The sequence below is a fragment of the Butyrivibrio sp. AE3009 genome, assembly GCF_000420845.1.
GTDB lineage: Bacteria > Bacillota > Clostridia > Lachnospirales > Lachnospiraceae > Butyrivibrio.
This window is the reverse complement of sequence record NZ_ATVS01000004.1, coordinates 11,694-38,553: the sequence shown is the minus strand read 5'-3', so window position 1 is coordinate 38,553 and position 26,860 is coordinate 11,694. Positions and strand designations below refer to the sequence as shown.

Annotated in this window: 22 protein-coding genes and 1 tRNA gene; 22 read left to right on the top strand and 1 reads right to left on the bottom strand. The window is 46.4% G+C overall.

Going from position 1 to position 26,860, the window contains the following annotated elements:
• Nucleotides 1–166 precede the first annotated feature (166 nt).
• The 12 genes from sufC to G588_RS0103250 all read left to right on the top strand — a co-directional run bounded on the left by sufC (nucleotide 167) and on the right by G588_RS0103250 (nucleotide 11,239).
• Nucleotides 167–925: a Fe-S cluster assembly ATPase SufC gene (gene sufC / locus G588_RS0103305; RefSeq protein WP_022777338.1), complete on the top strand. Its 759-nt coding sequence runs from the start codon at nucleotides 167–169 to the stop codon at nucleotides 923–925.
• A gap of 1 nt (nucleotide 926) precedes the next feature.
• Nucleotides 927–2,339 (top strand): Fe-S cluster assembly protein SufB, encoded by a 1,413-nt coding sequence (sufB, locus tag G588_RS0103300; protein ID WP_022777337.1) that lies wholly within the window; start codon nucleotides 927–929, stop codon nucleotides 2,337–2,339.
• Nucleotides 2,340–2,348: 9 nt separating this feature from the next.
• A complete protein-coding gene (locus G588_RS19005) occupies nucleotides 2,349–3,515 on the top strand; it encodes a SufB/SufD family protein (RefSeq protein WP_022777336.1) in 1,167 nt (388 codons plus the stop codon).
• Between the two features lie 207 nt (nucleotides 3,516–3,722).
• Entirely contained in the window at nucleotides 3,723–4,934 is a 1,212-nt protein-coding gene (locus G588_RS0103290; protein WP_022777335.1) for an aminotransferase class V-fold PLP-dependent enzyme, read from the top strand.
• Nucleotides 4,924–5,367 (top strand): Fe-S cluster assembly sulfur transfer protein SufU, encoded by a 444-nt coding sequence (sufU, locus tag G588_RS0103285; RefSeq protein ID WP_022777334.1) that lies wholly within the window; start codon nucleotides 4,924–4,926, stop codon nucleotides 5,365–5,367. The genes G588_RS0103290 and sufU overlap by 11 nt, the downstream gene beginning before the upstream one ends.
• Before the next feature lie 461 nt (nucleotides 5,368–5,828).
• Nucleotides 5,829–6,377, top strand: a complete 549-nt coding sequence (locus G588_RS0103280; RefSeq protein ID WP_022777333.1) for a M48 family metallopeptidase — start codon at nucleotides 5,829–5,831, stop codon at nucleotides 6,375–6,377.
• A gap of 48 nt (nucleotides 6,378–6,425) precedes the next feature.
• Nucleotides 6,426–7,115 carry an MBL fold metallo-hydrolase gene (locus tag G588_RS19000; RefSeq protein ID WP_022777332.1) on the top strand — a complete coding sequence of 230 codons (690 nt, stop codon included), beginning with the start codon at nucleotides 6,426–6,428 and terminating at the stop codon, nucleotides 7,113–7,115.
• 181 nt (nucleotides 7,116–7,296) lie between these two features.
• Nucleotides 7,297–8,073: a DUF4253 domain-containing protein gene (locus G588_RS21205; RefSeq protein WP_022777331.1), complete on the top strand. Its 777-nt coding sequence runs from the start codon at nucleotides 7,297–7,299 to the stop codon at nucleotides 8,071–8,073.
• Between the two features lie 79 nt (nucleotides 8,074–8,152).
• Complete coding sequence (locus G588_RS0103265; protein ID WP_022777330.1) at nucleotides 8,153–8,359, top strand: hypothetical protein; 207 nt, start codon at nucleotides 8,153–8,155, stop codon at nucleotides 8,357–8,359.
• A gap of 105 nt (nucleotides 8,360–8,464) precedes the next feature.
• Nucleotides 8,465–9,508 (top strand): CHAP domain-containing protein, encoded by a 1,044-nt coding sequence (locus G588_RS0103260; RefSeq protein ID WP_022777329.1) that lies wholly within the window; start codon nucleotides 8,465–8,467, stop codon nucleotides 9,506–9,508.
• Nucleotides 9,509–9,528: 20 nt separating this feature from the next.
• A complete protein-coding gene (locus G588_RS0103255; RefSeq protein WP_022777328.1) occupies nucleotides 9,529–10,731 on the top strand; it encodes a hypothetical protein in 1,203 nt (400 codons plus the stop codon).
• A gap of 37 nt (nucleotides 10,732–10,768) precedes the next feature.
• Entirely contained in the window at nucleotides 10,769–11,239 is a 471-nt protein-coding gene (locus G588_RS0103250; protein WP_022777327.1) for a hypothetical protein, read from the top strand.
• A gap of 222 nt (nucleotides 11,240–11,461) precedes the next feature.
• Here the strand turns inward: G588_RS0103250 and G588_RS0103245 are convergent.
• Nucleotides 11,462–11,534: transfer RNA gene (locus G588_RS0103245), tRNA-Lys, on the bottom strand.
• A 296-nt stretch (nucleotides 11,535–11,830) separates the two neighbouring features.
• Between G588_RS0103245 and G588_RS0103240 the strand changes: the two genes are divergently transcribed.
• From G588_RS0103240 to G588_RS0103190, 10 genes are all read left to right on the top strand, one after another.
• Nucleotides 11,831–12,595, top strand: a complete 765-nt coding sequence (locus G588_RS0103240) for a TatD family hydrolase (protein ID WP_022777326.1) — start codon at nucleotides 11,831–11,833, stop codon at nucleotides 12,593–12,595.
• Between the two features lie 19 nt (nucleotides 12,596–12,614).
• Nucleotides 12,615–13,475 (top strand): 16S rRNA (adenine(1518)-N(6)/adenine(1519)-N(6))-dimethyltransferase RsmA, encoded by an 861-nt coding sequence (gene rsmA, locus G588_RS0103235; RefSeq protein WP_022777325.1) that lies wholly within the window; start codon nucleotides 12,615–12,617, stop codon nucleotides 13,473–13,475.
• A 215-nt stretch (nucleotides 13,476–13,690) separates the two neighbouring features.
• Nucleotides 13,691–16,885 carry a hypothetical protein gene (locus G588_RS18990; RefSeq protein WP_155830730.1) on the top strand — a complete coding sequence of 1,065 codons (3,195 nt, stop codon included), beginning with the start codon at nucleotides 13,691–13,693 and terminating at the stop codon, nucleotides 16,883–16,885.
• Nucleotides 16,886–16,920: 35 nt separating this feature from the next.
• Entirely contained in the window at nucleotides 16,921–18,954 is a 2,034-nt protein-coding gene (gene glgB / locus G588_RS18985; protein ID WP_022777322.1) for a 1,4-alpha-glucan branching protein GlgB, read from the top strand.
• 111 nt (nucleotides 18,955–19,065) lie between these two features.
• A complete protein-coding gene (locus G588_RS0103215; RefSeq protein ID WP_022777321.1) occupies nucleotides 19,066–22,203 on the top strand; it encodes a DUF6240 domain-containing protein in 3,138 nt (1,045 codons plus the stop codon).
• Nucleotides 22,190–23,377 (top strand): flagellin N-terminal helical domain-containing protein, encoded by a 1,188-nt coding sequence (locus tag G588_RS0103210; protein WP_242830331.1) that lies wholly within the window; start codon nucleotides 22,190–22,192, stop codon nucleotides 23,375–23,377. Before G588_RS0103215 ends, G588_RS0103210 begins: the two co-directional genes overlap by 14 nt.
• 15 nt (nucleotides 23,378–23,392) lie before the next feature.
• Nucleotides 23,393–23,869, top strand: coding sequence for a flagellar protein FliS (locus tag G588_RS0103205; protein ID WP_022777319.1), 477 nt, complete (start codon nucleotides 23,393–23,395; stop codon nucleotides 23,867–23,869).
• A gap of 296 nt (nucleotides 23,870–24,165) precedes the next feature.
• Nucleotides 24,166–24,597, top strand: a complete 432-nt coding sequence (locus tag G588_RS18980) for an A24 family peptidase (RefSeq protein ID WP_022777318.1) — start codon at nucleotides 24,166–24,168, stop codon at nucleotides 24,595–24,597.
• Nucleotides 24,594–25,622: a hypothetical protein gene (locus G588_RS0103195; protein ID WP_022777317.1), complete on the top strand. Its 1,029-nt coding sequence runs from the start codon at nucleotides 24,594–24,596 to the stop codon at nucleotides 25,620–25,622. Before G588_RS18980 ends, G588_RS0103195 begins: the two co-directional genes overlap by 4 nt.
• The gene (locus tag G588_RS0103190) at nucleotides 25,606–26,853 is read left to right on the top strand and encodes a CpaF family protein (RefSeq protein ID WP_022777316.1); all 1,248 of its coding nucleotides are present in this window, start codon (nucleotides 25,606–25,608) and stop codon (nucleotides 26,851–26,853) included. The genes G588_RS0103195 and G588_RS0103190 overlap by 17 nt, the downstream gene beginning before the upstream one ends.
• Nucleotides 26,854–26,860 lie beyond the last annotated feature (7 nt).

Here is a 26,860-nt window from a genome sequence, read left to right as displayed (position 1 = left end):
TATGTTAAACTAGGGATTGCTGTTGCAAACTTTTATTTTTCTGCATTTGACAACAGTCTTTGTGGGTGTTAAGATAATTCCTACCAATGTAGTAGGATATGTGAAAAATTTAGACAGCAACTACACTTCAATATATATTATGTATTTTTCGGAAAGGAAACAGATCATGTCAGAACAGTCTCTTTTGCAGGTAAAGGATTTATCGGTTTCAATCGACAACGAACTTCCTATACTTCATAACATCAATCTGGACATCAAGCCCGGCGAGACCCACGTACTTATGGGACCCAACGGTGCCGGCAAGTCCACTCTTGGCTTCACACTTATGGGCAACCCCCATTACAACGTGACCGGAGGTAATATCATTTTTGACGGTGAGGACATCACAGCCAGCGCTGCCGATAAGAGAGCCAAGGCCGGAATGTTCCTTTCCTTCCAGAATCCTTATGAGGTTCCCGGAATCTCACTTTCCAGCTTCATAAGAAATTCATATCATGCCCAGACAGGCGCTCCCGTCAAGCTCATGGCTTTCCAGAAGTCACTGAAGGCTGCTATGGAGCTTCTTTCCATGGACGAGTCCTATGCAGACAGAGACCTTAACGTAGGTTTCTCCGGCGGTGAGAAGAAAAAGGCGGAGATCCTTCAGCTTCTTATGCTGAATCCCAAGTTCGCAATTCTCGACGAGACAGACTCAGGTCTTGACGTAGACGCAGTCAGAACCGTATCCAAGGGCATCGAGGAATATCAGAAAAAGAAGGACGGAGCCCTTCTTATCATCACTCACAGCACCAAGATCCTTGAATCCCTTCACGTGGATTACACACACGTTTTGGTCAAGGGTAAGATCGTGCACACCGGCGACGGAACTCTTGTGGACGAGATCAATGCTAACGGATTCGAGAGATTTTTAACAGACGAGGATTGATATGAGCGATAACAAGCAGATAGTGGCCGATATCGACCACAGCTTATACGATTTTAAAGATATAGAGAACGAGCAGGACTTCTACCGCATGAAGGAAGGTCTCACAGAGGAGACCGTTCTCAAGGTTTCAGAGGAGAAGAATGACCCAGAGTGGATGAGGAACTTTAGACTTAAGTGCCTTGGTATCTACCACGACCTTAAGATTCCTGATTGGGGCCCCGATATCGACGGCCTTGATATGGACAAGATCTCTTCCTATGTTAGACACAAGTCCGACATGAAGGGCAGCTGGGAAGAAGTTCCCGAGGACATCAAGAACACCTTCGAGAAGCTGGGTATTCCCCAGGCAGAGCGTGAGTCTCTTGCAGGCGTAGGTGCTCAGTACGATTCCGAGCTCGTGTACCACAATGTAAAAGATGAAGTGGCAGCCCAGGGCGTCATCTACACAGACCTTGAGAGCGCCATGAGAGGACCTTATGCAGATATGATAAAGTCCCACTTCATGAAGCTGGTGCCTCCCACAGACCATAAATTTGCAGCGCTTCACGGCGCAGTATGGTCAGGCGGATCCTTCGTATATGTTCCCAAGGGAGTTAAGGTGGACATTCCGCTGCAGTCCTATTTCAGACTTAATGCGGCCGGAGCCGGTCAGTTCGAGCACACACTTATTATAGTAGACGAAGGTGCAGATCTTCACTTCATCGAAGGCTGTTCTGCTCCCAAGTACAACGTTGCCAACCTTCATGCAGGCTGTGTTGAGCTCTATGTAGGCAAGAATGCGAGACTTCGTTACTCAACCATTGAGAACTGGTCCAAGAATATGTACAACCTCAACACCAAGAGAGCCATCGTAGAGGAAGGCGGAAGAATGGAGTGGGTTTCTGGATCCTTTGGTTCCCACACTTCTTACCTGTATCCTATGACAATACTTAAGGGCGACGAGTCCCAGATGGAATTTACCGGAATCACCTTTGCCGGCAAGGGTCAGAACCTTGATACCGGAGCCAAGGTAGTTCACCAGGGACAGCGCACCTCATCCTTTATTTCCACCAAGTCCATCTCCAAGGACGGCGGAATCGGAACCTACCGCAGCAGTGTAGTTATTAACAGCACGGCCAAAAAAGCTAAGGCATCCGTATCCTGTGATTCCCTTATGCTTGACTCCATCTCCAGAGCGGACACAATCCCCGGAATGGACATTCGCACAGACGATGCTGACGTAGGACACGAGGCTAAGATCGGAAGGATCAGCGACGAAGCTATTTTCTATCTCATGAGCCGCGGTATCAGCGAAGAGGACGCCAAGGCAATGATCGTTAGCGGCTTTGCCAACCCTGTATCCAAGGAGCTTCCTCTTGAGTATGCGGTTGAGATGAATAACCTCATCAAATTAGAGATGAGCGGAAACATGTAAGGTACTGATATGAAAAAAGACTTGAATATGAAGGTTAACGTACTGCCGGTTCTTACCTACAATTTTTTACACGTAAACGACAGTGCCATCACCGGATCCGATATAAATATTGATAAGCTTGTCAGCCCCGAGGCAGCATCCATTCCACAGGGTGTCAGCGTAAAAAGGGTATCCTTTACCGAGGCAGGCGAGCTCTTTAGACAAAACAGTGAGAGAATCCTGGTATCCACAGGCGTTCCCGGAGTTCCCAACGGCGACACCTCCGCAAGAGATGCCTCCCAGGCTGTAAGAACCGGAATGGGTGCAGATGTGGATAATCTCATGGAGTCCGTAGGAGCCATGGTTGACGTCTATACAGTAGAAGAGGGCGTCAAGGCAAATGAACCCGTGATCCTTAACTTTAACATGGATAAGGGACAGGGCGTTCTCACAGGCCAGGTCATCCATGCCATGAGAGATTCCGAGATTACCGTAATCATGGATTACAACTCAGAAGCAGACGCTGAGGGCTTCCTTGGAGTCAGCACAAGACTTCTTGCAGAGGACGGAGCCAAGATCAACCTGGTTAAGGCACAGCTCCTTGGCAGAAACTTTACTCATTTTGATGATATCGGCGGAGCCTGCTTTACACAGGGCGCCATCAACATAACAACTCTCGAGCTTGGAGCTAGCAAGGTTTGGACAGGAAGTTATATCAACCTTGCGGAAAAAGAGGCAGAGCTTTTCTCAAATATGGGATACCTTTGCCGCGGAGATGAGAAGCTCGATATCAACTATGTCTCCGACCACAGAGGCAAGAAGACCAATGCTTCCATGCAGTTCAAGGGCGTTCTTCTTGATGAGGCCAAGAAGACCTTCAGAGGAACCATTGATTTCAAGAACGGCAGCTCAGGTTCAGCCGGTGATGAGCAGGAGGATGCACTCCTTCTTTCTCCCGACGTTGTGAACCGCTCAATGCCCGTTATCCTCTGTCAGGAAGAGGACGTAGACGGACGCCACGGCGCCACAATCGGACAGCTGGGTGAGGATCTTCTTTTCTACATGCAGTCAAGAGGCATTGATGAGGAAGAGGCCAAGAGGATCATGATCAGAGCAAGACTTGAGAGTGTTGCAAGGACCATTCCCGATCCCGCTCTTATGCAGAGAGTTCAGTATTACATTCAAAATATACTATGATATAGGTGCCAAAAGTCATAAATGCGTACATGCTGGCATGTTAAGCATCTTGACTTTATGGCCCAAACAAATATGAGGAATTAGCAATTTACGTAGTAAATTAGCGGTTTCCGAATATTTGTAGAATTGCGAGAATGACGATAGTCATGGAGCAATTCGTATATCATAGTTACATTTCATTAATATAAAAAGAAAAGGTGAAGCACCATGCGAGATTTCAGGCAGGATTTTGACATCCTTAATTCAGGTGATTATATATATTTCGACAACGCTGCCACATCACAGCGTCCCAGACAGGTTTTGGAGGCGGTTTCAGATTTTTACAAAACAGCCAACGCCAACCCCTTAAGAGGCCTGTATGACTGGAGCGTAGCTGCAACAGACGCCTACGAGAGCGCCAGAAGCAAAGTGGCTGATTTCCTTGGCGGAGTTAAGTCGGAAGAGATCATTTTCACCAGAAATACAACAGAATCCATTAACCTTGTGGCCTATTCCTACGGAATGGACAACGTAAATGAGGGTGATGAGATCGTTGTCACAGTAATGGAGCATCACAGCAACCTCCTTCCCTGGCAGATGGTTGCAAAGAAGAAGGGCGCTACCCTGGTTTTCCTTGAGCCTGACGAGGAGGGCGTTATTTCGGAGGAGGAGTACACCTCCAAGATCACAGACAAGACCAAGATCGTGGCTATAGGCCATGTTTCCAACGTAATGGGAATCACCAACCCCGTTGCCGAGATCGCAGAGTATGCCCACAGCAAGGGCGCAGTAGTCCTTTGCGACGGAGCACAGTCAACACCTCACATGGCAGTTAATGTCAAAGAGCTGGGCGTAGATTTCTTCGCTTTCTCCGGACACAAGATGATGGCTCCCATGGGAATCGGAGCTCTTTACGGCAAAAAAGCACTTCTCGAGAAGATGAATCCTTTTTTGACCGGTGGAGAGATGATTGAGTACGTAACAAGAACCGACGCTACCTACGCAGAGCTTCCTCACAAGTTTGAGGCAGGAACCGTTAACGCAGGAGATGCAGTGGGACTTGCAGCGGCAATCGACTATATCAGAGAAGTTGGATTTGATTATATCGAAGAAAAAGAGCGCAAACTGACAAAGCTCCTTATGGACGGCATGGCCAAGATGCCTTATATTAAAATATATGGATCAAAGGATTACACCAAGCATTGCGGAATCGTGACTTTTACCATGGACGGCGTTCATCCTCACGATATCTCTTCAGTGCTTAACGATGACCATGTATGTGTAAGAGCAGGACATCACTGTGCACAGCCTCTTATGCAGTTTATCGGAGCAGGCTCCACAGCAAGAGCCAGCTTGTATTTCTACAATACTGAGGAAGAAGTGGAGAGATTCCTGGAAAAGCTCTCCGGAGTAAGAGAGGTCATGGGATATGGAGCTTAAGCAGTTATACAGAGAAATAGTTAATGAGCACAATCTTCACCCTGTTCACAAGGGCAAGATGGAGGCACCGGACCTGGTGCTTAGGGGCGTCAATCCCAGCTGCGGCGATGATATTACCCTTTCACTCAAGATTGTTGACGGCAAGATAGCAGATGCCATGTATGAAGGCAGCGGTTGTGCTATTTCCCAGGCATCTGTTGATATGATGGCTGATCAGGTCATCGGTAGAACCAAGGAAGATGCGATCAAGCTTGCCGGCACCTTTATGGGCATGATCAAGGGCGAAGTTACAGACGAAGCTAGCCTTGAGGAACTTGATGAGGCAGCAGCCCTTCAGGATGTGGCCCACATGCCCGCCAGAGTTAAGTGTGCGGTGCTTGGATGGCACACAATGCAGGAGATGCTTGAGAATCCTGAGAAGGCGCAGGGATGAGATTTGGGCAACAGCGTTATATGTTGAAATAAAGGTTGCGATGAATAGGCAGTGTATCGGAAATGATCCGATACACTGTTTTTTTGATGCCTTAAAGGGACAATAGCCTTGATTTATAAGTGGAATAGGAGTATATTCTCTTTGTTTCTTATTATTCTAGATAATCACTTTGTGGTCATATTTGTCTGATCACACTGATTCCTAAGAAATTATTGGTGCGAGCGCGGGCAACAACATGCGTATGAACGAAGCTGGTGTTTCTGCGTGTTGCGTTGCGGGGGTGACTACACGCATATGAAAAGAGCGGACTTGTAATAGGAGAAACATTATTGTTTTCTATGGAATCAGAATTGGTGCCGTTAGATATAAAGCAAGTTGAAAAGAAGGTGATAGATCGTTTGAAATAGAATGGGATTCAAGAAGGTTGCAACTTTATTCTTGCAGTTTGATATAATTCAGGTATGGACAAAATAGAGTTAATAAGAAGTAATAGAAAATCATTAGCTATAGAGGTGACGAGGGATCTGCGGGTTATCGTAAGAGCTCCTATGAAAATGCCTGAGAAGGAGATAAATGGGTTTATAGGGGAGAAGGCGGATTGGATCGATAAGAGCCTTCGGAAGATGCAGGAGAGGCAGGAGAACCAGCCACAGGGCCAGTTGTTGACACCACAGGATATCAAGCTCCTTACAACCAGGGCAAAAAGAGTTATTCCTCCAAAGGTAGATAGATACGCCAAGGTCCTTGGCGTTGACTACAACCGCATTACCATAAGGATGCAAAAGAGCCGCTGGGGAAGTTGCTCAGGGCAGGGAAATCTTAATTTTAACTGTTTGCTTATGCGTGCGCCGGATGATGTGGTTGATTACGTGATAGTTCATGAGCTTTGCCATCGAAAGGAAATGAACCATTCAGACAGGTTCTGGGCTTTAGTGGAGAGCGTTCTTCCTGATTATAAGGAAAAGCGCAAATGGCTTAAGGACCACGGTTCTGAGCTGATGCAAAAATGATGAAACAATGAAATCAACATATAGAAAAAAGAATTGGGGGCAAAATTTATGGCAGACGTTATACAGCTTAATGAGAATACCTGGAGTTTTGAGGACGGCTTTGTAAGATTCTTTCTTCTGGTCGGTGAGGAAAAAGCAGTTCTTATCGACAGCGGAATGAATTGCCCGGATGCTGCGGAGCAGGCAGCTACTCTTACGGACAAACCTTTGATGCTTCTTAACACTCACGGAGATGGGGATCATACCTCAGGAACAAGCGCTTTTTCCGAGATCTATTTACACCCCGATGACTATGTCAAATGCGATGTGTGTAACAGATATCCGGGAACCAAACTGCATGCAATTGCAGATGGTGACGTGATAGACCTTGGCAGAAGACCTCTTAGGATAATACATATTCCGGGGCACACTGCAGGTAGCGTTGCAATTCTAGATGTGAATAATCACGTCCTCATCGCCGGAGATTCTGTGCAGAAGGGCCATATCTACATGTTTGGGGACAAAAGAGAGCCTGATCTATATGAAGCATCTCTCGATAAGCTCATTGCTTTGGAGGACGAATATGACACCATCTACGCATCCCATGATGAGTGCGTACTTCCGGGTGATTACGCCTCAAGGGTCAAGGCTTCCTGGCAGAAGGTACGGGCTGGAGAGGTATCCTATGAGATTGCTGATCTTTTTGGAAATAAAGTTAAGTCCTATACAACCGATGATTGCGGCTTCTATCTGATATGAGAATTGATATAAGTTACCACTTACTTAAGGTAGGTGGTAACTTTTTTTGAAAAGAGCGGAAAATACAGGTCTTTAATTCATCCTATGAATTATTGAGCGCTGCGCAGTCCAACTATATAATTTAGGCAAACTGTGTGAGGAAACACAATTACGGAAAAAGGTATTGCAAGGAGGATGACAGATGATAATCGATTTTTTTAAGCGCGGCTCAAATAATGGAGATCAGCCTCAGGCTATGAGCGATACAGCTCGTGAGATGGTGGAAAAGTGTAAATTTCCCTATGAGGTATTTCCTGAAGGAAGCAACCACTCAGACATAATGAAGAGGTACGAAGAGAAGCTTCGCGAGGGAAAAGAGAAAGGATTCACTCCGGTTATTGTTCCTGTTGACGAAACGCTGGAAGAGTACTGGGAAATTTTTGAGGACGAGGAATACTCTTTTGAGGATACGATTCGCGGAGCCTCTTCTGAAGAAGGCAAGAAATTTCTTCATGAGTGCTATGAGGAAATGCTGGATGACACCTCGATGTCAGAAGAAGAGTACGTCGGCGAATTTGATGATGAGCCGGATGCAATAAATCATGTGACCGCTTTTATGGAATTCGGAGCACCTGACACGTTAGAGACAATAATTTTTGAAGTGCCCACAACCAATCCCTGGGAGGTTGTTGCCTACCTTCCTTTTGGCGGATGGAATGAGTGCCCTAACCCGGATAAGATGGTATCCGTTTGCAAATACTGGTTTGAAAAGTATGGTGCGGTTCCTGTTACTATTACCCACGAAATCATGGAAATGTCAGTACTTGAGTGCGTAAGCGCCGGTGATGCATTGGAACTTGCTAAAGAGCATTATGCATTTTGCCCCGACAGAGTAGATCAGGGAACGAGAACCGGTACTATAAGTGAAGTGGCAGCAAGCCTTGAAGTATCTAAGATATGGTATTTCTGGTGGGATTAATAAGCGAAGTAATGTCTGCTACCGGTGTCCATGATATTATGTAAGTGCTAGAACAATTTTGTGGATAATGGAGGCAAAGATGAATACTGTTCTGAAGATAGTGAAGTTTGGATTGTTGATTACGGCAGTGATACTGATACTGACCGGAGTAATGTACCTTTATACAGGATCTCTGGAGGTGAATCCGACGGATGAGCAGCAGGGTAAGGCTGCGATAGAGGCTTTTGCCATGGTTGTGGGCGGAGCGATCGCCGGCGGAATCGGAATGTTCATTAAAACCAAATAATGCAATTCGTCCGATTTCAGATACCATTTGTCAGAAAAACAACATTTTCCTGCCATATCTGTTATAGTTTAGGCAACATGATCGTATTAAATGGAGGAAATATGTATGGGAACAAAGTTCAGTATTAAGCCGGATTCTGTTTTACAGGCAGCAGATCAGATGAGTCAGGCATCGGTGCATTTGGATGGATTGGCCAAGGAAGTAGACACAATTATTTCTGAACTGGATTCAAGCCTTTGGGATATAAAGCCCTCTCTGGAGATGGTATCTCAGAATATCAGATCACACAGCGTCAAATTGGAGAAGCTGAGTGATGGACAGAAGAGGATCGTTGCTGCGTATAAAGACGCAGAGAGTAATATAGCGGCATCAATTAGCCGCCCATTTACGGTTGTAATCAATGATGGCGGTGGTGGTACAGCTCCCGGTGGCACTGGCGGGAATAACAACGATCCTCAAAACGGAGGAAATGCAACACCTGAGCCGACCGAGCTTACCGATGAGCAGAAAAAAGTATATGAAAAATTAAGCGGCCAATATGGTAATGAGGATCCGTTGGATCTTGATGGTTCAAAGCGAGTTGTACATAAAGATGACTGGCTGGAGTGGGCTATTGCTCAGAATGGATTTACTGAGGGCAAGAATGATCAAGGCCAATGGGGAAATAAGACTCCCTTTGGATTATATACGGGTTCTGATAACCAGCCCTGGTGTGCATCCTTTGTTTCCTGGTGTCTGTTCATGTCAGGAGATACAACGCTTAAGCCCACAGCAGTAACTTATGACATGATGGTAGATGCAGATGAGAAGGGCCTTTATAGGGATTTCAGCAAAGCTGAAACCGCCAATTATGTTCCTAAACCGGGTGATATTTTTTATAAACGAAACTATCCGAACAATCCAAATGATAAATCAGGACATGTGGGATTTATCAGCAGTGTAGTGCAGAATCCGGATGGAACGGTAACCATTAAGACCATTGAGGGAAATAGGGGACAGCAGGTTAAGAGCCGCACCTTCAATTCTATGGATGAGTTCAGGAAGGAAGTCAGCGGAGTTATTGAGATGGATCGAGAGGGCAAGACCTCATATTCCAACAACCTGGAGGCATCTCCGGTACAAGGAACCGGAACTAATGGTGATAGATAAAGAGTAACAGAGGAGATATTATGAAAAAGAGATTTGTAACGGCCGTTGCCGGAGTGATGGCAATGTCTATGATCATGACAGGATGTAACGGCATAAATACTGCAGATAGAGCGCAGGATAATGCAGATAATGGTGATACCGGAAATGTCATTACAGACCTTATTGATGTGACAATGGATAATTCTGAAGAAGGCAGTTCCGAGCCGCTTCAGGAGCAGGAAACGGTTATAGCAGACGCATCGGAAGCAGAACCTGAGCATGAAGGCTTTAAGCTTATGGATGGAGAAAAGCTTACGGAAGATGAGCTCAGTTTTTTCCAGTCATATTTAAACCAGCGGGATAATAATGGTTTTGCCACTGTGTCATATGAATCGCCGGACAAGATAAACTGGGCATCTGTGCTTTATAACGGAGCCGGTATTGAGAACTGCGAGTATTCACAGGAAGATCTGGATGCTTATCTTGAGGCAGATGAGTTTTTTGACTCTGTTGAATATGATCTCGTAGCCCTTTCAGGACAGGATGTCAGAGACTTTGTGGAAGCCAAGACGGGGATTAAGAATTTTGATGTATCTTTGGTGAGATATACATATGTAGAAGATTCTGACATTCTTTTTCATCAGGTAAGTGATACAAATTATAGCCAGGTAACCTGTACAGAAGGCGTTAAAAATGGTGATACGGTGCAGGTTGTCGTAAATGATGGTATGCATGACAATGAAAGATGCTTAACGATGATCCAAAGAGCGGATTCACCTGATCAGTATCTGTTTGCCGCAAACCGCGAACTGTGGGAAAAAGGAGCAGATAAGATCATTGCGGCTCCTGTGACTGATAGCGGAGAGACCACCTTCTGCGGAGTAAAATATACAGGTCTTGGACCTAATATTGAGATTATCAAAGATAATGCAGTTGTTCAGACAGTATACCCCAGAAGAAATGTTGGGGATTCTGCTGAGTTTGACAGTGTGGATGATATTGCAATCTGTGATGTGGACAAAGATGGAGCAGAGGATATGATCGTTATCATGTCACGAGGCGGCGATGCGGTTGCTGTACTTCTTAGCGGCTATGTTGATGGATGGGGTAATTTCAGCTACGGAGACTATGGCATGGAAACTATTACTGATTGGATTGGTGAGAATGTCAGTGATGTTACTGCGGAGAATGTAATAGAGTTCCTTTCGGCGCATCCGGATGAGATTAAGAATTTTTATGGGTGATGAATCCCCGTAAACATTTTGAAGAGGCAAATGGATAATGAAAAAAAGCAGGAGCATCGTAGTATTTATAGTAATATGTATAGGCTTAATTGCGTTATTTGTAGTTAATATCTTTATCCCGCCATTAATGAACGATTTTGCTGCAAAGCAAGATATGAACAGGATTAAAAATTTACCGCTTCCGGAGCAGACGGAAATCTCTGAGACGTTTTATCTGGCGGGAAATCTGAACGGAAATGGCAATAAAATGCAGTATTACGGTGCGGTTTTGCTTCATTCTGATCTGTCGATTGAAGATATAGAAGAGCATTACAGTGCGTATAGAAAAGGGAAGTATGATCTTCTGGTACAGAAGCAGGAGAGCCAGAATCTGGAGGAAATTGAGAGAAACTTTGGATTTGATGACACGATAGATGCGGATGTGTCGGATGGAAAGTACTATCTGGTGTATACGTGGGGTGATGGAATTGCGCCGTTTTGCTGGGGGATTGATATTAGGGCGAATTGAGTGGGGTGATACCCACTATTCCGCCATGCCGACAGACTCGGAAGTCTAAAAAGCAGACTTCCTCGTTGTCGCGGCTTCGCCGTATAAAAAGAGATACATACATTCACCTTAGTGAGCAAGCTCCCACGGCGAATGCATGTATCTCTTTTTGCATGGCTCTATTTACGCGCAAAAAGAAAGTACCATCCCCATAGGATATACCTACGAAAACAGTACTCGGCGTGCGCTGCCAGGGTCTCGAACCCTGGACAACCTGATTAAGAGTCAGGTGCTCTACCAACTGAGCTAGCAGCGCATTTTTATTATTTAGTGGCGGTGCCATGTCTTAACGACAAGTGATACTATACTACGCTCAGAAGGAGATTGCAAGCACTTTTTTGAAAAAATTTTAATTTTTTTATTAGTTTTTTATAAAAGCCAGTAATTACAAGGCTTTGGAGATGAATAATTTTTTGATAGTTTCCATATTTTTGGACTGAGAATATCTGTAATAGTCATTTTTAATCTTCCAAAGGGCGAATTCATCCCACATAAATACTGTGATTTGTGCGGATTTTGTGGTATTTTATATATGGTAATTTGGAGGATAATATGATTTTTGATACACATGCCCATTATGATGATGAGGCTTTTGATGAAGACAGAGAGGCGCTTCTTGCGTCTATGAAGGATGCCGGAATAGGTTGTATAGTCAACGTTGGGGCTAACCTTGAGACTACAAGGAACTCCCTTGATCTGGCACATAGATATGATTTTGTATATGCAGCTGTGGGTGTACATCCCAGTGACAGCGCTGAGCTGAATGAAGATAATATAGAGCTCCTTCGGGAGTGGAGTGAGGATGGCAGATGCGTTGCCATCGGTGAGATCGGACTTGATTATCACTGGCCTGAGCCCTCAAGGGATATTCAGAAGAAGTGGTTCAGAAGACAGCTGGATCTTGCCAGAGAGCAGAGACTTCCCGTTATCATTCATTCCAGGGAGGCAGCAGAGGATACGATCAACATCATGAAGGAAGCCCATGCCGAGGAAATTGGCGGCGTGGTACACTGTTTTTCCTATTCTGCGGAGATTGCGAAGATATGCCTTAATATGGGCTTCTATATAGGCATCGGCGGCGTTGTTACATTTAAGAACGGCCGTAAGATGCGGGAAGTGGTTGAGGTCACTCCCATGGACAGGATCCTTCTTGAGACCGATTGTCCGTATCTTGCTCCTGAGCCTTATCGCGGCAAGCGCAACAATTCCACCTACATTCCCTACGTGGTGGAAGAGATTGCCCGGATCAAGGGCATTTCCAAGGAAGAGGTGGAACGCATCACCCTTGAGAACGCCAAGAACATGTATGGGATTTAACACATAAAAGAGGAATACTATGGCATATTTAGGTAATCCAGCCAGGACAAAAGAGGTTCTGGCCAAATTCAATATGAGCGCCAAAAAGAAGTTCGGTCAGAACTTTCTTATAGATAACGGTGTTCTTGAGGGAATTGTAGAGGCAGCAGGTGTCACAGACAAGGACTGCGTTCTTGAGATCGGCCCCGGCATCGGAACCCTGACCCAGTATCTTGGGGACAGCGCCAAAAAGGTTGTGGCAGTGGAGATCGACAAGACTCTCATCCCCGTTCTTGCGGATACCCTGTCTGAATACGACAACATAACAGTTATCAATGAGGATGTCCTCAAGGTTGATATAGAGGAGATCGTTAATAAATATAATGAGGGAAGACCCATCAAGGTCGTAGCCAATCTTCCTTACTACATAACAACTCCCATAATCATGAAGCTCTTTGAGAGCGGCGCTCCTATAGAGAGTGTGACGGTTATGGTTCAGAAGGAAGTTGCGGACCGCATGAGTATGGGACCCGGAAGTAAGGACTACGGATCACTTTCACTGGCAGTGGGATTTTATGCCAGGGCAACAGAAGTTATGGAGGTTCCTCCCAGCTCTTTTATCCCACAGCCCGGAGTTGGCTCTGCCGTAGTGCATCTTGAGCGCTATGAGCAGCCCAAGGTAACAGTTAAGGATGAGAAATTCCTTTTTGACATGATCAGAACCGCTTTTAACCAGAGAAGGAAAACACTTTCCAACTCTCTGTCTAGTAGCCCACAGCTTGGTGTTTCCAGGCAGCAGGTTACCGATGCCCTTGCAGAAATGGGGATTGACGAAAGGGCAAGAGGAGAAGTGCTGACATTAGAGCAGTTTGCACAGCTCTCAGATATTTTACAAAGGTAGTGCGCTATGTTAAACTAACACTATATATAGTATTATGATAGGGGACAAAGGTCATAATGTGGTCATGCTTGCATGATCCTCATTATGAATTTGGGACCCTCAAAACATGAGGAAGTAGCATTTTTGCAGATTCCGAATGTTTTTAGAATTGCGAGAGTTCTTTTCAACGGAGCAATTCGTATCATAATTTTTTTTACTAAAAAAGGGTGGATATTTTGGATAAAGTCGAATACAAAATTCGAGCCGATGAAATTAAGGCTTTGATTGGGGAAGGCAAGTATGCCGATGCAGTAAAGATCGCTGACACTATTGACTGGAAGCGCGTCAAGAGCGTCACCATGTTGTGCACCATCAGCGACTTATATAAGATCAACAGACGCTATGAGGAGAGCAGGGATATACTCCTTATGGCTTATGACAGGCACCCTACGGGGAGAGCCATCGTTTATTCTCTTTGCGAGCTGGCCATCAAAATGGGCGAGTTCGTTCAGGCGGTTGAGTATTACAAGGAATTTGTAAGGATAGCACCGCGAGACACCGGAAGATACATACTTCAGTACAAGCTCTACGAGGCCCAGGACGTAAGTCTTGAGGAGAGAATTGCCGTACTCGAAGAATATAAGAAGCATGATTACCGTGAAAGATGGGCATATGAACTTGCGTATCTCTATCACCGTGTGGGCCTTACCACCGAGTGTATCGAGGAATGCGACGAGATGTTCCTGTGGTTCGGAGAGGGCAGATATGTTATGAAGGCCTTGGAACTCAAGGCTTTACACGAGCCCCTTTCACCTGAGCAGCAGGACAGATATGCAAGACTCAAGGCAGCTCACGGCGGACAGGTAGATACAGCCATCGTAAGCGAGAAGGATGAAGTGGGCAAGGATGAGACCGGAACCATCGAGATCAAGCAGCCCACCAAGGAGATGCCTCCCGTAACCGACGAGGACATCAAGATATATAATGCAGGCCAGTACAAGCAGCTTGCCGGCGATTCTTCACAGGAGATCATGCCGGAGCCCGATACTGCTGAATTTGAATCTGTAAGTGAGGTTATCACTGAGGCCCAGGTGAGAGCGGAAGAAGCGCTTAAGCAGGAACAGGAACCTTCACAGGAGCCCGCCGCAGAGCCTGAGTACGATCCTTACCAGATCAGATACCCTCACATCAGTGAGATCAAGGAACCATCTGTAGACATCAGCGACTATAACACCATGAACCTTCAGGAGACGCTGGCGCAGGGGTTAAAAGAGGCCTTTGCCGAAGGTAAGCTCACTGACGAGACCAGAATCTATGAGCCTGTACAGGAACAGCTAAAACCTGATACGGCAGAGATATATGATGAACAGGAGACCCCGCAGGAACAGGTTCCGGGTGATGAGACCAGGAGCTTTTCACCTGCCTTTGCTGCTGTGTCGCAGTCAGCCACCGGAACCATGCAGGAGGTCTTTTTCGACACACAGACCCAGGACATTCCCACAGCTCCTGAGCTTGGAATAGATATCAAATACGGCGGAAACGGCCCTATTCTCGGAGAAGCCAAAAACGAGGGTTACCAGAATCCCGAGGACTTTGAAGGGGGCGTTTCGCAGCCGGATTTTGCCGAGCTTCGTTCAGATGATTCAGTCAAATTCAAGGAATTTGTAGAGCGCAATACAAAAGAAATACCGCCGATTCCAACAACATTTGGTCCTGCGACCTATGAGGAGAAACCCCTTGAGGATGAGGTACCCGGAGCCGTTATCCACCCTAACGCCAGCTACCAGATGCCTTCTCATTTCGAGAGGATCCTGTCACAGGAGTCAGACGGTCAGATAAGTATGGCTGTTGAGCCCGAGCCTATGGTTGAGAAACAGATCACAGGCCAGATCAGCATTGCCGAGTACATGGAGAACTGGGAGCAGTTCAAGAAGAGCCAGCAGCAGAAGCAGCTTGAGAGAGTCAAGAAGAGAGTTGCCGATGAGACCGGCGACATGTTTGCTGACTTTGATGAGAAAACCAAGGCAGGCCTTCAGGAGAAGATTGAGAAGGCTATTTCAGATGCCATCAAGAAGGAGCGCCACGACAAGGCTTCCGGAAGAGGCGACTGGAGCCGCGGCAGCGAGGATGTAATAAATGAAGCGGTTGCCGAGGTAATGGACAGCGAGAATATGGAAGATGCCGATAACGGCAACTATTCATATGAGGACGAGGACGCTGATGATGTCCTCACAGATGAGAATATAACTGAGACAGAGAACAGCGCTGCAGAGCAGCCTGAGGAGGCTGTAACACCTTCCGAAACTGCAGAAGAATCAGCTGAGCCGGAAGACGCTGACAGCGAAGCCCCTGCAGAGAACGATAATGAGACTCCTGCAGAGAATACCGATGAAACTTCAGCTGAGAGTAGCGAAACACCTGCAAAGGAGGCTAAGTCTGAAGAATCAGTTGAAGAAGCAGGCAGTGCCAAAGAGGCAGAGAACGCTTCCGATAACGAACCTGCAGATACTTCCGCAGATAGTTCAGAGGATGACTCTGACGACGAAGATGACGATGAGGACTCTTCTGAAGATAATAAGCAGCCAGAATCAGGCAAAGATACCTCATCAGATAAAAAGGATGTCAAGTCCGAACCGGGTCCCAAGAAGCACCACATCGGTAACCGTGAGATGGAGGAGCGCGTAAGGACCATGACTCCCGAGGAGAAGGAGCTTTTTGGCCCCTACATCCACCACAAGAAGTCCAGGAGGCAGATAATCAACGCGATTGATAATCTCAGCATGGACGCTTTTTCCGGCAATGCCATCGTAACCGGAGAAGAGGGAGCCGGCACCGTCAATCTTGCCAAGGGACTTATCAAGGCAATGCAGGCCTCCGATTCCAACTTCAGCGGCAAGGTTGCCAAGATCACAGCCAATACACTTAACAAGAAGAGCGTTGGAGCCATTTTTGACAAGCTGGCCAACGGCGCTCTCATCATACAGAGGGCAGCAGACCTTCTTCCGGAGACTGTCAGCGAGCTTCTGAAGGTTCTTCAGGAGGAGAACAAGGGCCTTGTAATAGTTATGGAAGACACCAAGGAAGACATGGACAGATTCCTTGACAAGAACCCTTCCCTTCAGCAGAGTTTCAACGCCAGGGTTGATATAGAGGCCCTTGACGACGATTCGCTGGTTGCCTACGCAAGACAGTATGCCCTTGAAAAAGAGTATGCCATCGACAATCTGGGAATTCTGGCTCTTCACACCAGAATCTCCGAGAGACAGACCCTTGACCACGAGGTAACTGTGGCAGAGGTCAAGGATATCGTGGACGACGCCATTTACTACGCAGAGAAGAAGTCCGTGGGTCATTTCATGGACATCATCGTTAACAAGCGTTATGACGAGAACGATATGGTTATTTTAAGAGAAAAAGACTTTATGCATTAATTACTATAATTACTTTTGACCGAGGGGGAAAAAATATGAGTCAGAAAGTTTTTATATCTGAGGCTGATGAATATCTTTTTGGACAGGGAACTCATTATGAGATCTATGAGAAGCTAGGAGCTCATCCTTCAGAAGAAGGCGGCAAAAAAGGATTCTTTTTTGCAGTATGGGCACCAAATGCGGCAGATGTTCATGTGGTAGGAGATTTCAACAACTGGGATGAGAACGCACATCAGATGCAGCGTTCCAAGACCGGCAACATTTGGACGCTCTTTATTCCCGGAGTAGGAATAGGAACGCTCTACAAATTCATGATCACTACACAGGACGGCAGGAAGCTCTACAAGGCAGATCCTTATGCCAACTACGCAGAGCTGCGTCCCGGGAATGCATCAAGAACAACGGATCTGTCAGGATTCAAGTGGTCTGATGACAAATGGTATGACAGCATCAAGGGCAAGGACGTTAACCGTCTTCCCATTGCAATCTACGAGTGCCACATCGGCTCCTGGATGAAACATCCCGACGGAACCGAGGATGGTTTCTATACTTACAGGCAGTTCGCAGACAGGATTGTTGAGTATCTCAAGGAGATGCAGTACACCCACATCGAGCTTATCGGTATTGCGGAGCACCCTTTTGACGGCTCCTGGGGATATCAGGTAACAGGCTACTATGCGCCCACATCCAGATACGGTGAGCCTACAGACTTCATGTACCTTGTGAACAAGCTTCATAAGGCAGGCATCGGCGTCATCCTTGACTGGGTTCCCGCACACTTCTGCCCTGATGAGTTTGGACTTGCCTGCTTTGACGGCTCCTGCATCTACGAACATCCCGACCCAAGAAAGGGCGAACATCCCGACTGGGGCACCAAGATATTCAATCTTGAGAAGAATGAGGTAAGGAACTTCCTCATCGCCAATGCACTCTACTGGATCAGAAAATTCCACATTGACGGACTTCGTGTAGACGCAGTGGCTTCCATGTTGTATCTGGACTACGGCAAGAAGGACGGACAGTGGGTACCCAATAAATACGGCGACAACAAGAACCTTGAGGCAATTGAGTTCTTCAAGCATTTCAACAGTGTTGTAAGGGGCACCTATCCCGAAGTTCTCACCATTGCTGAGGAATCAACAGCATGGCCCAAGGTTACCGCAAGGCCCGAAGATGGCGGCCTTGGCTTTGCCTTCAAGTGGAATATGGGATGGATGCATGACTTCTGTGAATACATGAAGCTTGACCCTTATTTCAGACAGGGCGCACATTACATGATGACCTTCGCAATGAGCTACAATGACGCGGAGAACTATATCCTGCCTCTTTCCCATGATGAGGTTGTACACCTCAAGTGCTCAATGCTTGAGAAGATGCCCGGATACAAGGTTGATAAATACGCCAACCTTCGCGCCGGCTATACCTACATGTTCGGACACTCCGGCAAAAAACTCCTCTTCATGGGCCAGGACTTCGGCCAGGAGCGTGAGTGGAGTGAGAAGAGAGAACTTGACTGGTTCCTTCTTGCCAACCCCCTCAACAGAGGAATGAAGGATTATGTATCCGAACTCCTTAAGATTTACAGAAAATATCCCGCCATGTACGAAGTCGACAACGACTGGGGCGGATTCGAATGGATCAATGCAGATGACAAGGAGCGCAGCACCTACAGCTTCTACAGAAGAGCAATTAACGGCAAGGACAATATACTCTTTGTTATCAATATGACACCTGTAGAGCGCAAGGGCTTCATGGTAGGTGTTCCATTTGCCGGAACCTACACACACCTCCTGGACAGCGCAGAGGAGCGCTTCGGCGGCATGGGCAGCGGTATACCTGCCAAGATCAAGGCTGTTCCCGGACTTTGCGACTACAAGGATTACAGCATTACCTTTGATCTTCCTCCTTACGGAGCCGAGGTATTTGTTTTCCAGAACGCAGACGCTAAGGAGCCTGCCAAGGAAGAGAAGAAGGAAGCTAAAAAAGAAGTAAAGAAAGAAGCAAAGAAAGAAGCGGAGCCTAAGGAGAAGAAGCCTGCAAAAAAGACTGCAGCCAAGAAAAAGGCATAAATGCTATTTAATTAAAACGGTTAAGAATTTTGCGGCACTAGCCGAAATAGAAGGTGATGAATGATAGGTTCATCACCTTCTATTGTTTTGCACGTAATTTATGAGGCGAATATGAACATTACTTTTAATACTGTATCCGATCAGAAGGTTTCCCAGAGTTTGAATACATCAGGGATGGATATGGGGAGACCAACTTATTCCAGGATCGGCAGCAATGCCATGGATGGCCTTACCGCTTTTTCTGTGGATCTTGATACCAGCTTATTCGGAAACGAAGCCTATTCAAGAAAAGCAAGATCCCTCGACGATATGAGCCAGATGGCACAGAACACGGATGTTCTGACGCAGCATAACTATATGGCGCTCCTTTCAAATACCATGTCCGCAGAAGACTATGCCAAGGCCTGTGAGGATGGATTTGATCTTAGGAATCTGGACCCTTCGGAAACAGTTACAATTATCGACAAAATAAAGAGTGTGCTCCTTGAATCCGGTGTGGAGATAACAGGTTATAATGATGACCTTAGCCTTGAGAAGCTATCCCGCATCACCGGAAGCGAGTCCTTTGCCGCAGCTATTCAGAAGAGCTTTCATGAGAATGATGTGCCTCTTACCGGAGAGAACGTGAAGGCAGCCAAGGTAGCCTACGATGAGATAAAGAACATGACGGCTCTTGATGACAGTGCTGTCAAATTCATGGTGCTCAACAAGATGCAGCCCACCATTGAGAATCTCTATTTCGCATCCCACAGTACCAATGGTATGGACAGAGTGCAGAGAGGTTTCTACTCCCAGGAGATGGGCGGCTACTACGCACAGAAGGCTGAGGACTTCGACTGGCAGCAGCTTGCGCCCCAGATAGATAAGATTATAGAAGAAGCCGACCTTGATACAGGTAATTTGGAAGTAAGAGACACAGCCAAGTGGATAGTTGAGCAGGGAATCCCCCTTACACCGGAGAACCTTACAGCAGCCACTGAGCTTAAAAGTATAGAATTCCCCATAACTGAGGATAAAGCCGCAGAGGCCATAGCATCAGCTCTTTATGATATGAAAAAGGTCACTGATGCAAACCTGTACAACAGTAAGAGCCTTTATTCCAGGGCTCAGAATCTTGAAAGAGTAACAAGGAATATTAGCGACGATGGCATCAAGAGAGTCATCGCTTACGGAAAAACACTGAACATCAAGAATCTTGATACTGAGACAAGGGTTTTGGCAAGCAAAGCGGCAAACGATATCACAGTGGATGGTCAGGATCCTCGTTTTATCAAGGCAAGACTCCAGCTTGAGGAAGTCCGCATGAAGATGACAGCCAACGCCAACCACCAGCTTCTTTCCAGCGGGTTCTCAATAGATACAGCTCCAATGCAGGATCTCATCGATAAGTTAAAAAGCATCCTTGGCAACGCTGCAGATGAGAGCGCCGGTATAGCGCTTGATGAGATAACAGGTGTAGATACTAAGACTCAGACCACCGTCCTTAACATGACTATCACAAGAGTAAATGTGATTAAGTCCGGTCCGGTTGATGTTGTCGGTGCCATGGCAGATGAGTTTGGCAACGCAAGTCTTTCAGAGATAAGTGCTACTTCACACAAGCTCACCCTTTCCTACAGCAAGGCGCAAAAGAGCTATGAAGCACTGGAGACAGAGGTAAGACCGGACCTTGGCGACAGCATCAAAAAGGCCTTTGGAAATATAGATGAGCTTCTAAAGGAAAAGGGAGAGGAGCTAAACGAAGATAACAGACGGGCTGTGAGAATCCTTGGATACAACCAAATGGAGATCACAGAGGAAAATATAGAGAAGGTAAGAAGCTGGGATCAGACGCTCAAGGCAACCCTGGACAGACTCAAACCCGGAGCAGTTCTTGACCTTATAAGAGACGGCAAGAATCCGCTGTCCATGACTTTGGAAGAGCTTGGACAGGCCCTTGATCAGAACCTTGCAGGTGATGAGAAGGGAAGAGATAACTCAGGTAAGGACGAGAAATACTCAAGATTTATCTACAAGCTTGAGAAGCAAAAGAATATAACTCGGGAGGAGAAAACCTCTTTTATCGGAATCTACAGACTTTTTGCCACCCTTAAGGCAGGCGATTATCAGGCCATAGGTTCGGTTCTAAGGACCGGAAGAGATATGACTCTGGGCAATCTTTTATCTGCCACAAGAACCCAGGCGGGGGCAAGGCGCGGCATAGATTTTACTGTAGATGATGACTTTGGCGGTCTGGAGGGCGTTTCAAGGGAAGGCGCAAAAAAAATTGATGAACAGATAAGTGAGGCCTTCAGATATTACAGTGCCAAAGCCGATATAGTATATGAGAATCTTGAACCTGAAAAACTATCAAAAGTAAAACCCGATGACAGGACTCTTTTAAACGAGCTTGCTGACAAGCTGGAAGAAGCAGGTGAGGATAAGGAGCTAAACAACGAGTTTTACAAGCAGCAGGTCAGAGAAATAAGAGACATAGCTTCATCTAAGGCAGCCGCCGGAGCGGTGGATGAGTTAAATGCGCTTGGGCTAGAGGTTACCTTAAACAACATTGAAGCCATGATCTCCAATAGACGGGACAGACGTGCCGGAAGCATTTGGGATAAGACGGAAGATCTGGGAAGAGACGAGATAGCAAGAGAGCAGGACCTTTTGACACAAGCTCTCGGCGAAGAAAACTATGGAAAGACCTATAGGGATACTCTTTCTTCGATCTCGGACAAACTCTCCGAAGTGCTTGAGGCGCCGGAGAACTCCTACATCGACGTCAAGAGCATAAGGCTCATGCAGAAGCAGCTCACCGTCATGAGTCAGAGCTCCGAAAGAGGCAGCTTTGAAGTACCTGCAATGATAGACGGGCAAAAGATTTCCATGCACATCACAATCAAAAGTGATGACACACAAAAATCACGGATGGAAGCTAGTATTCAGACTTACGAGTACGGACTTATCACCGCAACACTGTATGAAGAGGGCGGAATGATAGCCGGAATGCTGACAACGACTACAAGCCCGGGCAGCGAAGAGACTGAATATTTAGAAACCGTTAGACGTAAAATGTGCGACAAACTGGCAGAGAGTATAAGGGAATTTGGTGTGGGCCAAGATAAAATAGCGATCCTTTACCACGCACAGATACAGCCTTTGAACAAAGGCGCGGCTTCAGCTAATGCCACGGATGGCAACTCAAAGAATATTACAGAAACCGGAACCCTTCTGAAAATGGCAAAGGCTTTTCTTGAAGCTTTATAGAATCGAGGTAAGAATGAAGATTAATTACAACGTATCTGCAATGGTGGCTAATAACGCACTTCAGAGAAACGACACTCTCTTGTCCGAATCTTTGGAGAGATTATCAAGCGGACTTAAGATTGCCAACGCCAAGGACAACCCATCGGGACTTGCGATGTCGAGGCGAATGAACTCCCAGATCGAAGGACTTGGAGTTGCCGGCAATTCCGCCAACGATGCCATCTCCATCGTTCAGGTGGCAGACGGAACACTCTCCGAGATCCATGAGATACTTCAGAGGATGAATCAGCTGGCGATACAGGCCAGTAACGATACACTGACAACCGGAGACAGAGAGATGATCCAGACGGAAGTAACTCTTCTTAAGGACGAGATCGAGAGAATGGCCGAAACCACACAGTTCAATGGTCAGAGCATTCTGGACGGATCCTTTGACCTTAGAGCCTATGCAACAGTAGAGTCGGTTACAGATTCAAAGATAAAGGTGGTAGGCTATTCGGACGCTATGGATGCCGGCAAGTATACCATCAAAGGCATCGACGTATCCTATGCCCATCTGGTTGGATCCACAGATGTTGATAAAAACGGAATTTTCTTCGAGGACAACAGCGATAGCAGAATTCAGATAGTCGATGAAAACGGCAACAATTATATGCCGAACGGAATGAAGGCAACAATCGAAGAAGATGTACTCACATTAAGAGACAGCACAGGAAAAAAGATACAGGTTCAGATAGACGAAGCTTTCAGAGGAGATATAGAGATAGAGCTCACCGCAACAGGCTCAATGACAATGCAGATAGGAGCCAACGAGGGACAGACAATTGACATCAGGATCCCTGCGGTTAATCTCACAACCCTTGGCATCTACAACGTAGATATGGCCAATCCCATCGGAGCAAGAGGGGCAATACAGAGCATTAAGGAAGCTATATCCGATATAAGCTCGATACGAAGCAGGCTCGGTGCATACCAGAACAGACTTGAGCATACCACCAGCAGCCTTGATATCACAGTTGAGAATATGACAGCCGCCTATTCAAGAATCATGGATGTGGACATGGCCGAGGAAATGACGGTTTATTCCACACAGCAGGTTCTTTCCCAGGCGGGAACCTCAATGATGGCACAGGCCAACGAAAGACCTTCACAGGTATTGCAGCTACTTCAGTGATAAGGAGATAAGTGTATGACCTCTGAAAAGAAACAGGAATTTACATTGAGAATATCCAATGCCAATAAGACGCAGATGATCACAATCCTATATGAGATCCTGATGTGCTATGCAGACGAGGCCATTGACCTCCTTGGAGCTGGCAAAAAAGATGATGCAGTTGCCGCACTTGATAAGGCTCAGAACTGTCTCGATGAACTTATAAGATCCGTTGATCGAAGATTCGAGCTTGGCAAGAACCTCCACAGAATCTATCTTTTTTCCAAAAAAGAGCTGACAGTGGCAGCAGCAACAGGAAGCATGAACAAGATCTGGAGAGTTGAGAAGAATATCAGGGCTCTTCATGAAGCCTATAAAGAGCTGGAAACCTATGACAATTCAGCACCCATGATGGAAAATATCCAGACTGTATACGCAGGACTTACCTATGGAAGAAGTGCGTTAAACGAGAGTATTGCAGCGGTTTCCATGAACAGAGGCTATGTCTGCTGACAATTCTTAAGAAATCTTAAGATTATTAATTTTCTTTGGTGTTTTTGCAGTTATGCATTAACATATATACGCAATAAAAAAGAGCGAATCCCTATTAAGCGTTTGATGGTGGCGTGGGGATTCGCTTTTTTACTGGCTTTTTGAAGAATTAGACATGTCCCGAGAGGAATCGAACAAAAATCGAACAAATTATTAATTATGCAAAGCGTAGAATCGGCAAAACCCTATTTACAAAGCAAAAACCATCTGCTAAATTCTATCTCACGAGCTCGAAATATTCCGGAATAAAAATCATTTTGCGAAAGGAGCAGATTTTTATCAGAGCAATTCTATATGCGTTTCTGGCAGGAGCGGTGTTCCAGGATCTGACACGGGACAAAATCTACAACCTATGGATTCTGCCGGGGCTGGCCGCAGGACTCATCATGTCGGCAACCAAAGGAGCAGCGTCACTTGGAAATGCATTTCTTGCAGTTCTTATTGCCTTCCTGGTACTGCTTCCGGTATACCTGCTTAAGGGCATAGCTGCCGGAGACGTCAAGCTGATCATGGCAACAGCATCTTTTTTATCATTTCAGGAATTGTATTCCTGTATCTTGTATTCTTTCCTGGTTGCAGGAGCTATATCACTATTGATCATCATTTTTAAGAAGAATAAGCACAAGACAATACATTTCGCCGTGCCCGTAATGGCCGGAGCGATGATTGCTATAGGAGGATTTGTATGAGCAGGCCTAAACTTGCCATCTGCGACTTGGACCCTGTGTATCTGAGGCGCCTTGATGAGTATATCAGAACCCATATTAATTTGAGCATGGATATCCACTCTTTTACAGAGCCGGACATATTCACGGATTTTGCGGAAAAAGAGGATATCAATCTCCTCATAGTATCCGAGAAGAGCTACTACGAGCTGGAAGATAAGCATGCTCTCGGAAGATTTAAGAACATTTTGATCCTGGATGAGGAGAGAATATCCGGCGCAGTCTGCGAGGATAGCGGGACGGGCAAAAACGTGGAGCATGTCAGCAAGTATCAGTCTGCATCTGCAGTGTCACGTGCGGTGGTTGACATGTGCTCGAGAAGCCCTGAGGACTTTAAGGGATTGTGGGCAAGGGCCAAGAACTCAGAGAGCAGATTAATAGGTTTTTACACGCCCCTTTCAAGATGTGGGCAGACCTCTTTTGCAGTCAGAGCAGGTGAGCTTCTTGCCGGGAACCATAAGACGATACTTCTTAGCTTCGAGAGCTGTTCATCCCTGGGCGGACTTATTAACGAGGAGCCGGAGGAGGATATCACGGATCTCATGTACTATGCAGAGTGTGAGAAGGACAAGTTCTGCCTCTATCTGGAGAGGATCAGGCAGACAGTCAACGGCCTCGACTACATACCGCCTGCGAAGACCGCCTTGCAGCTGAGGGACATTTCCTGCGACAGGCTATCTGAGCTTGTGGAGCTTCTTACAAACTCCTGCGGCTACGAATGCATTCTTCTTGATATGAAGGAATACCCTGACGGATTTATGGATATGCTAAGGCTCTGCGATACCGTTTTTACCGTGACCAGACCTCAGAACGCAGATAAATACAGACTGAGGGTCTTTGAAGGAGTACTTGGCAAAAACGGTTATGAGGACGTATCCGCAAGGCTTGTAAAATGCAGGCTTCCGGATATCAGGGACAAAGGAGTCTATGCCTCAGCCATAGAGCAGCTTCTGATAGGTGAGGGACTATCTGATGGACACAAGGCTTGAAGATCTGAAAAAGAGCATTAAGGACAGGGTAATCGCATCCCTTGATTTCTCCAAGGATATCTCGGATGAAGAGATGTACGGGCTTATCGACAAGGAAATGTCGGGGAGCTTCAAGGACCTGATGGTTCCTATAAGTGATAGGAGAAGGGTGCGGGAACTGGTCTTTCACTCCATAAGAAAACTGGATGTCCTGCAGCAGCTGATCGATGATCCTAAGGTCACGGAGATTATGGTCAACGGAACAGACAACATCTTCATCGAAAAAGAAGGAAGACTGTATAGGTTTAACACCAGATTCGAATCCCGTGAAAAGCTAGAGGATGTGGTGCAGCAGATAGTTGCCTCCTGCAACAGAGTGGTCAACGAATCTTCGCCGATAGTTGATGCCAGGCTTTCAAACGGTGCCAGAGTTAACATTGTTCTGACGCCGGTGGCACTTGGAGGGCCGGTCATTACAATAAGACGATTTCCCGATGAACCTATAACCATGGGGAAGCTTCTTGAACTTGAATCACTTTCGGAGGAGCTTAGGGACTATCTGATGATTCTGGTAAAAGCGGGCTACAACATTTTTATCTCCGGTGGAACCGGCTCCGGTAAGACCACCTTTCTGAATGCGCTCTCGGACTATATTCCCAAGGATTTACGAGTAATAAGCATAGAGGACAACGCCGAGCTTCAGATAAGAGGCGTTCCGAACCTTGTCAGGCTTGAGGCCAGAAACGCCAACGTGGAAGGCTGCAAACCCATTACCATAAGAGACCTGATTAAGTCATCTCTTAGAATGCGCCCCGACTGGCTTATAGTGGGTGAGGTCAGAGGCGGGGAGTGTGTGGACATGCTGCAGGCCATGAATACAGGGCATATGGCGATGTCCACCGGTCATTCCAACAGCGCAGCAGATATGCTCTCAAGACTTGAGACTATGAGTCTCATGGGAATGGCGGAGCTTCCGCTCCCTGCGGTGAGAGGACAGATTGCGGCAGGAATAGACATAATCGTACATTTGGGAAGGCTGAGGGACAAAAGCAGGAAGGTTCTTGAGATAAGAGAGGTTGAGAGCGGCCTGGACCGGGAAGGGAAGATTGTGACCAATACCCTGTTCAGATTTGAAGAAACGGGTACTGACAGTAAAGGGAGGATTAAGGGTGAGTGGAAAAAAGAAGGGAATCTTAAAGCGAGGGAGAAGCTTATTGCGGCAGGTCTTAGACTGCCGTCTGAAGAGGGATGATATCCCG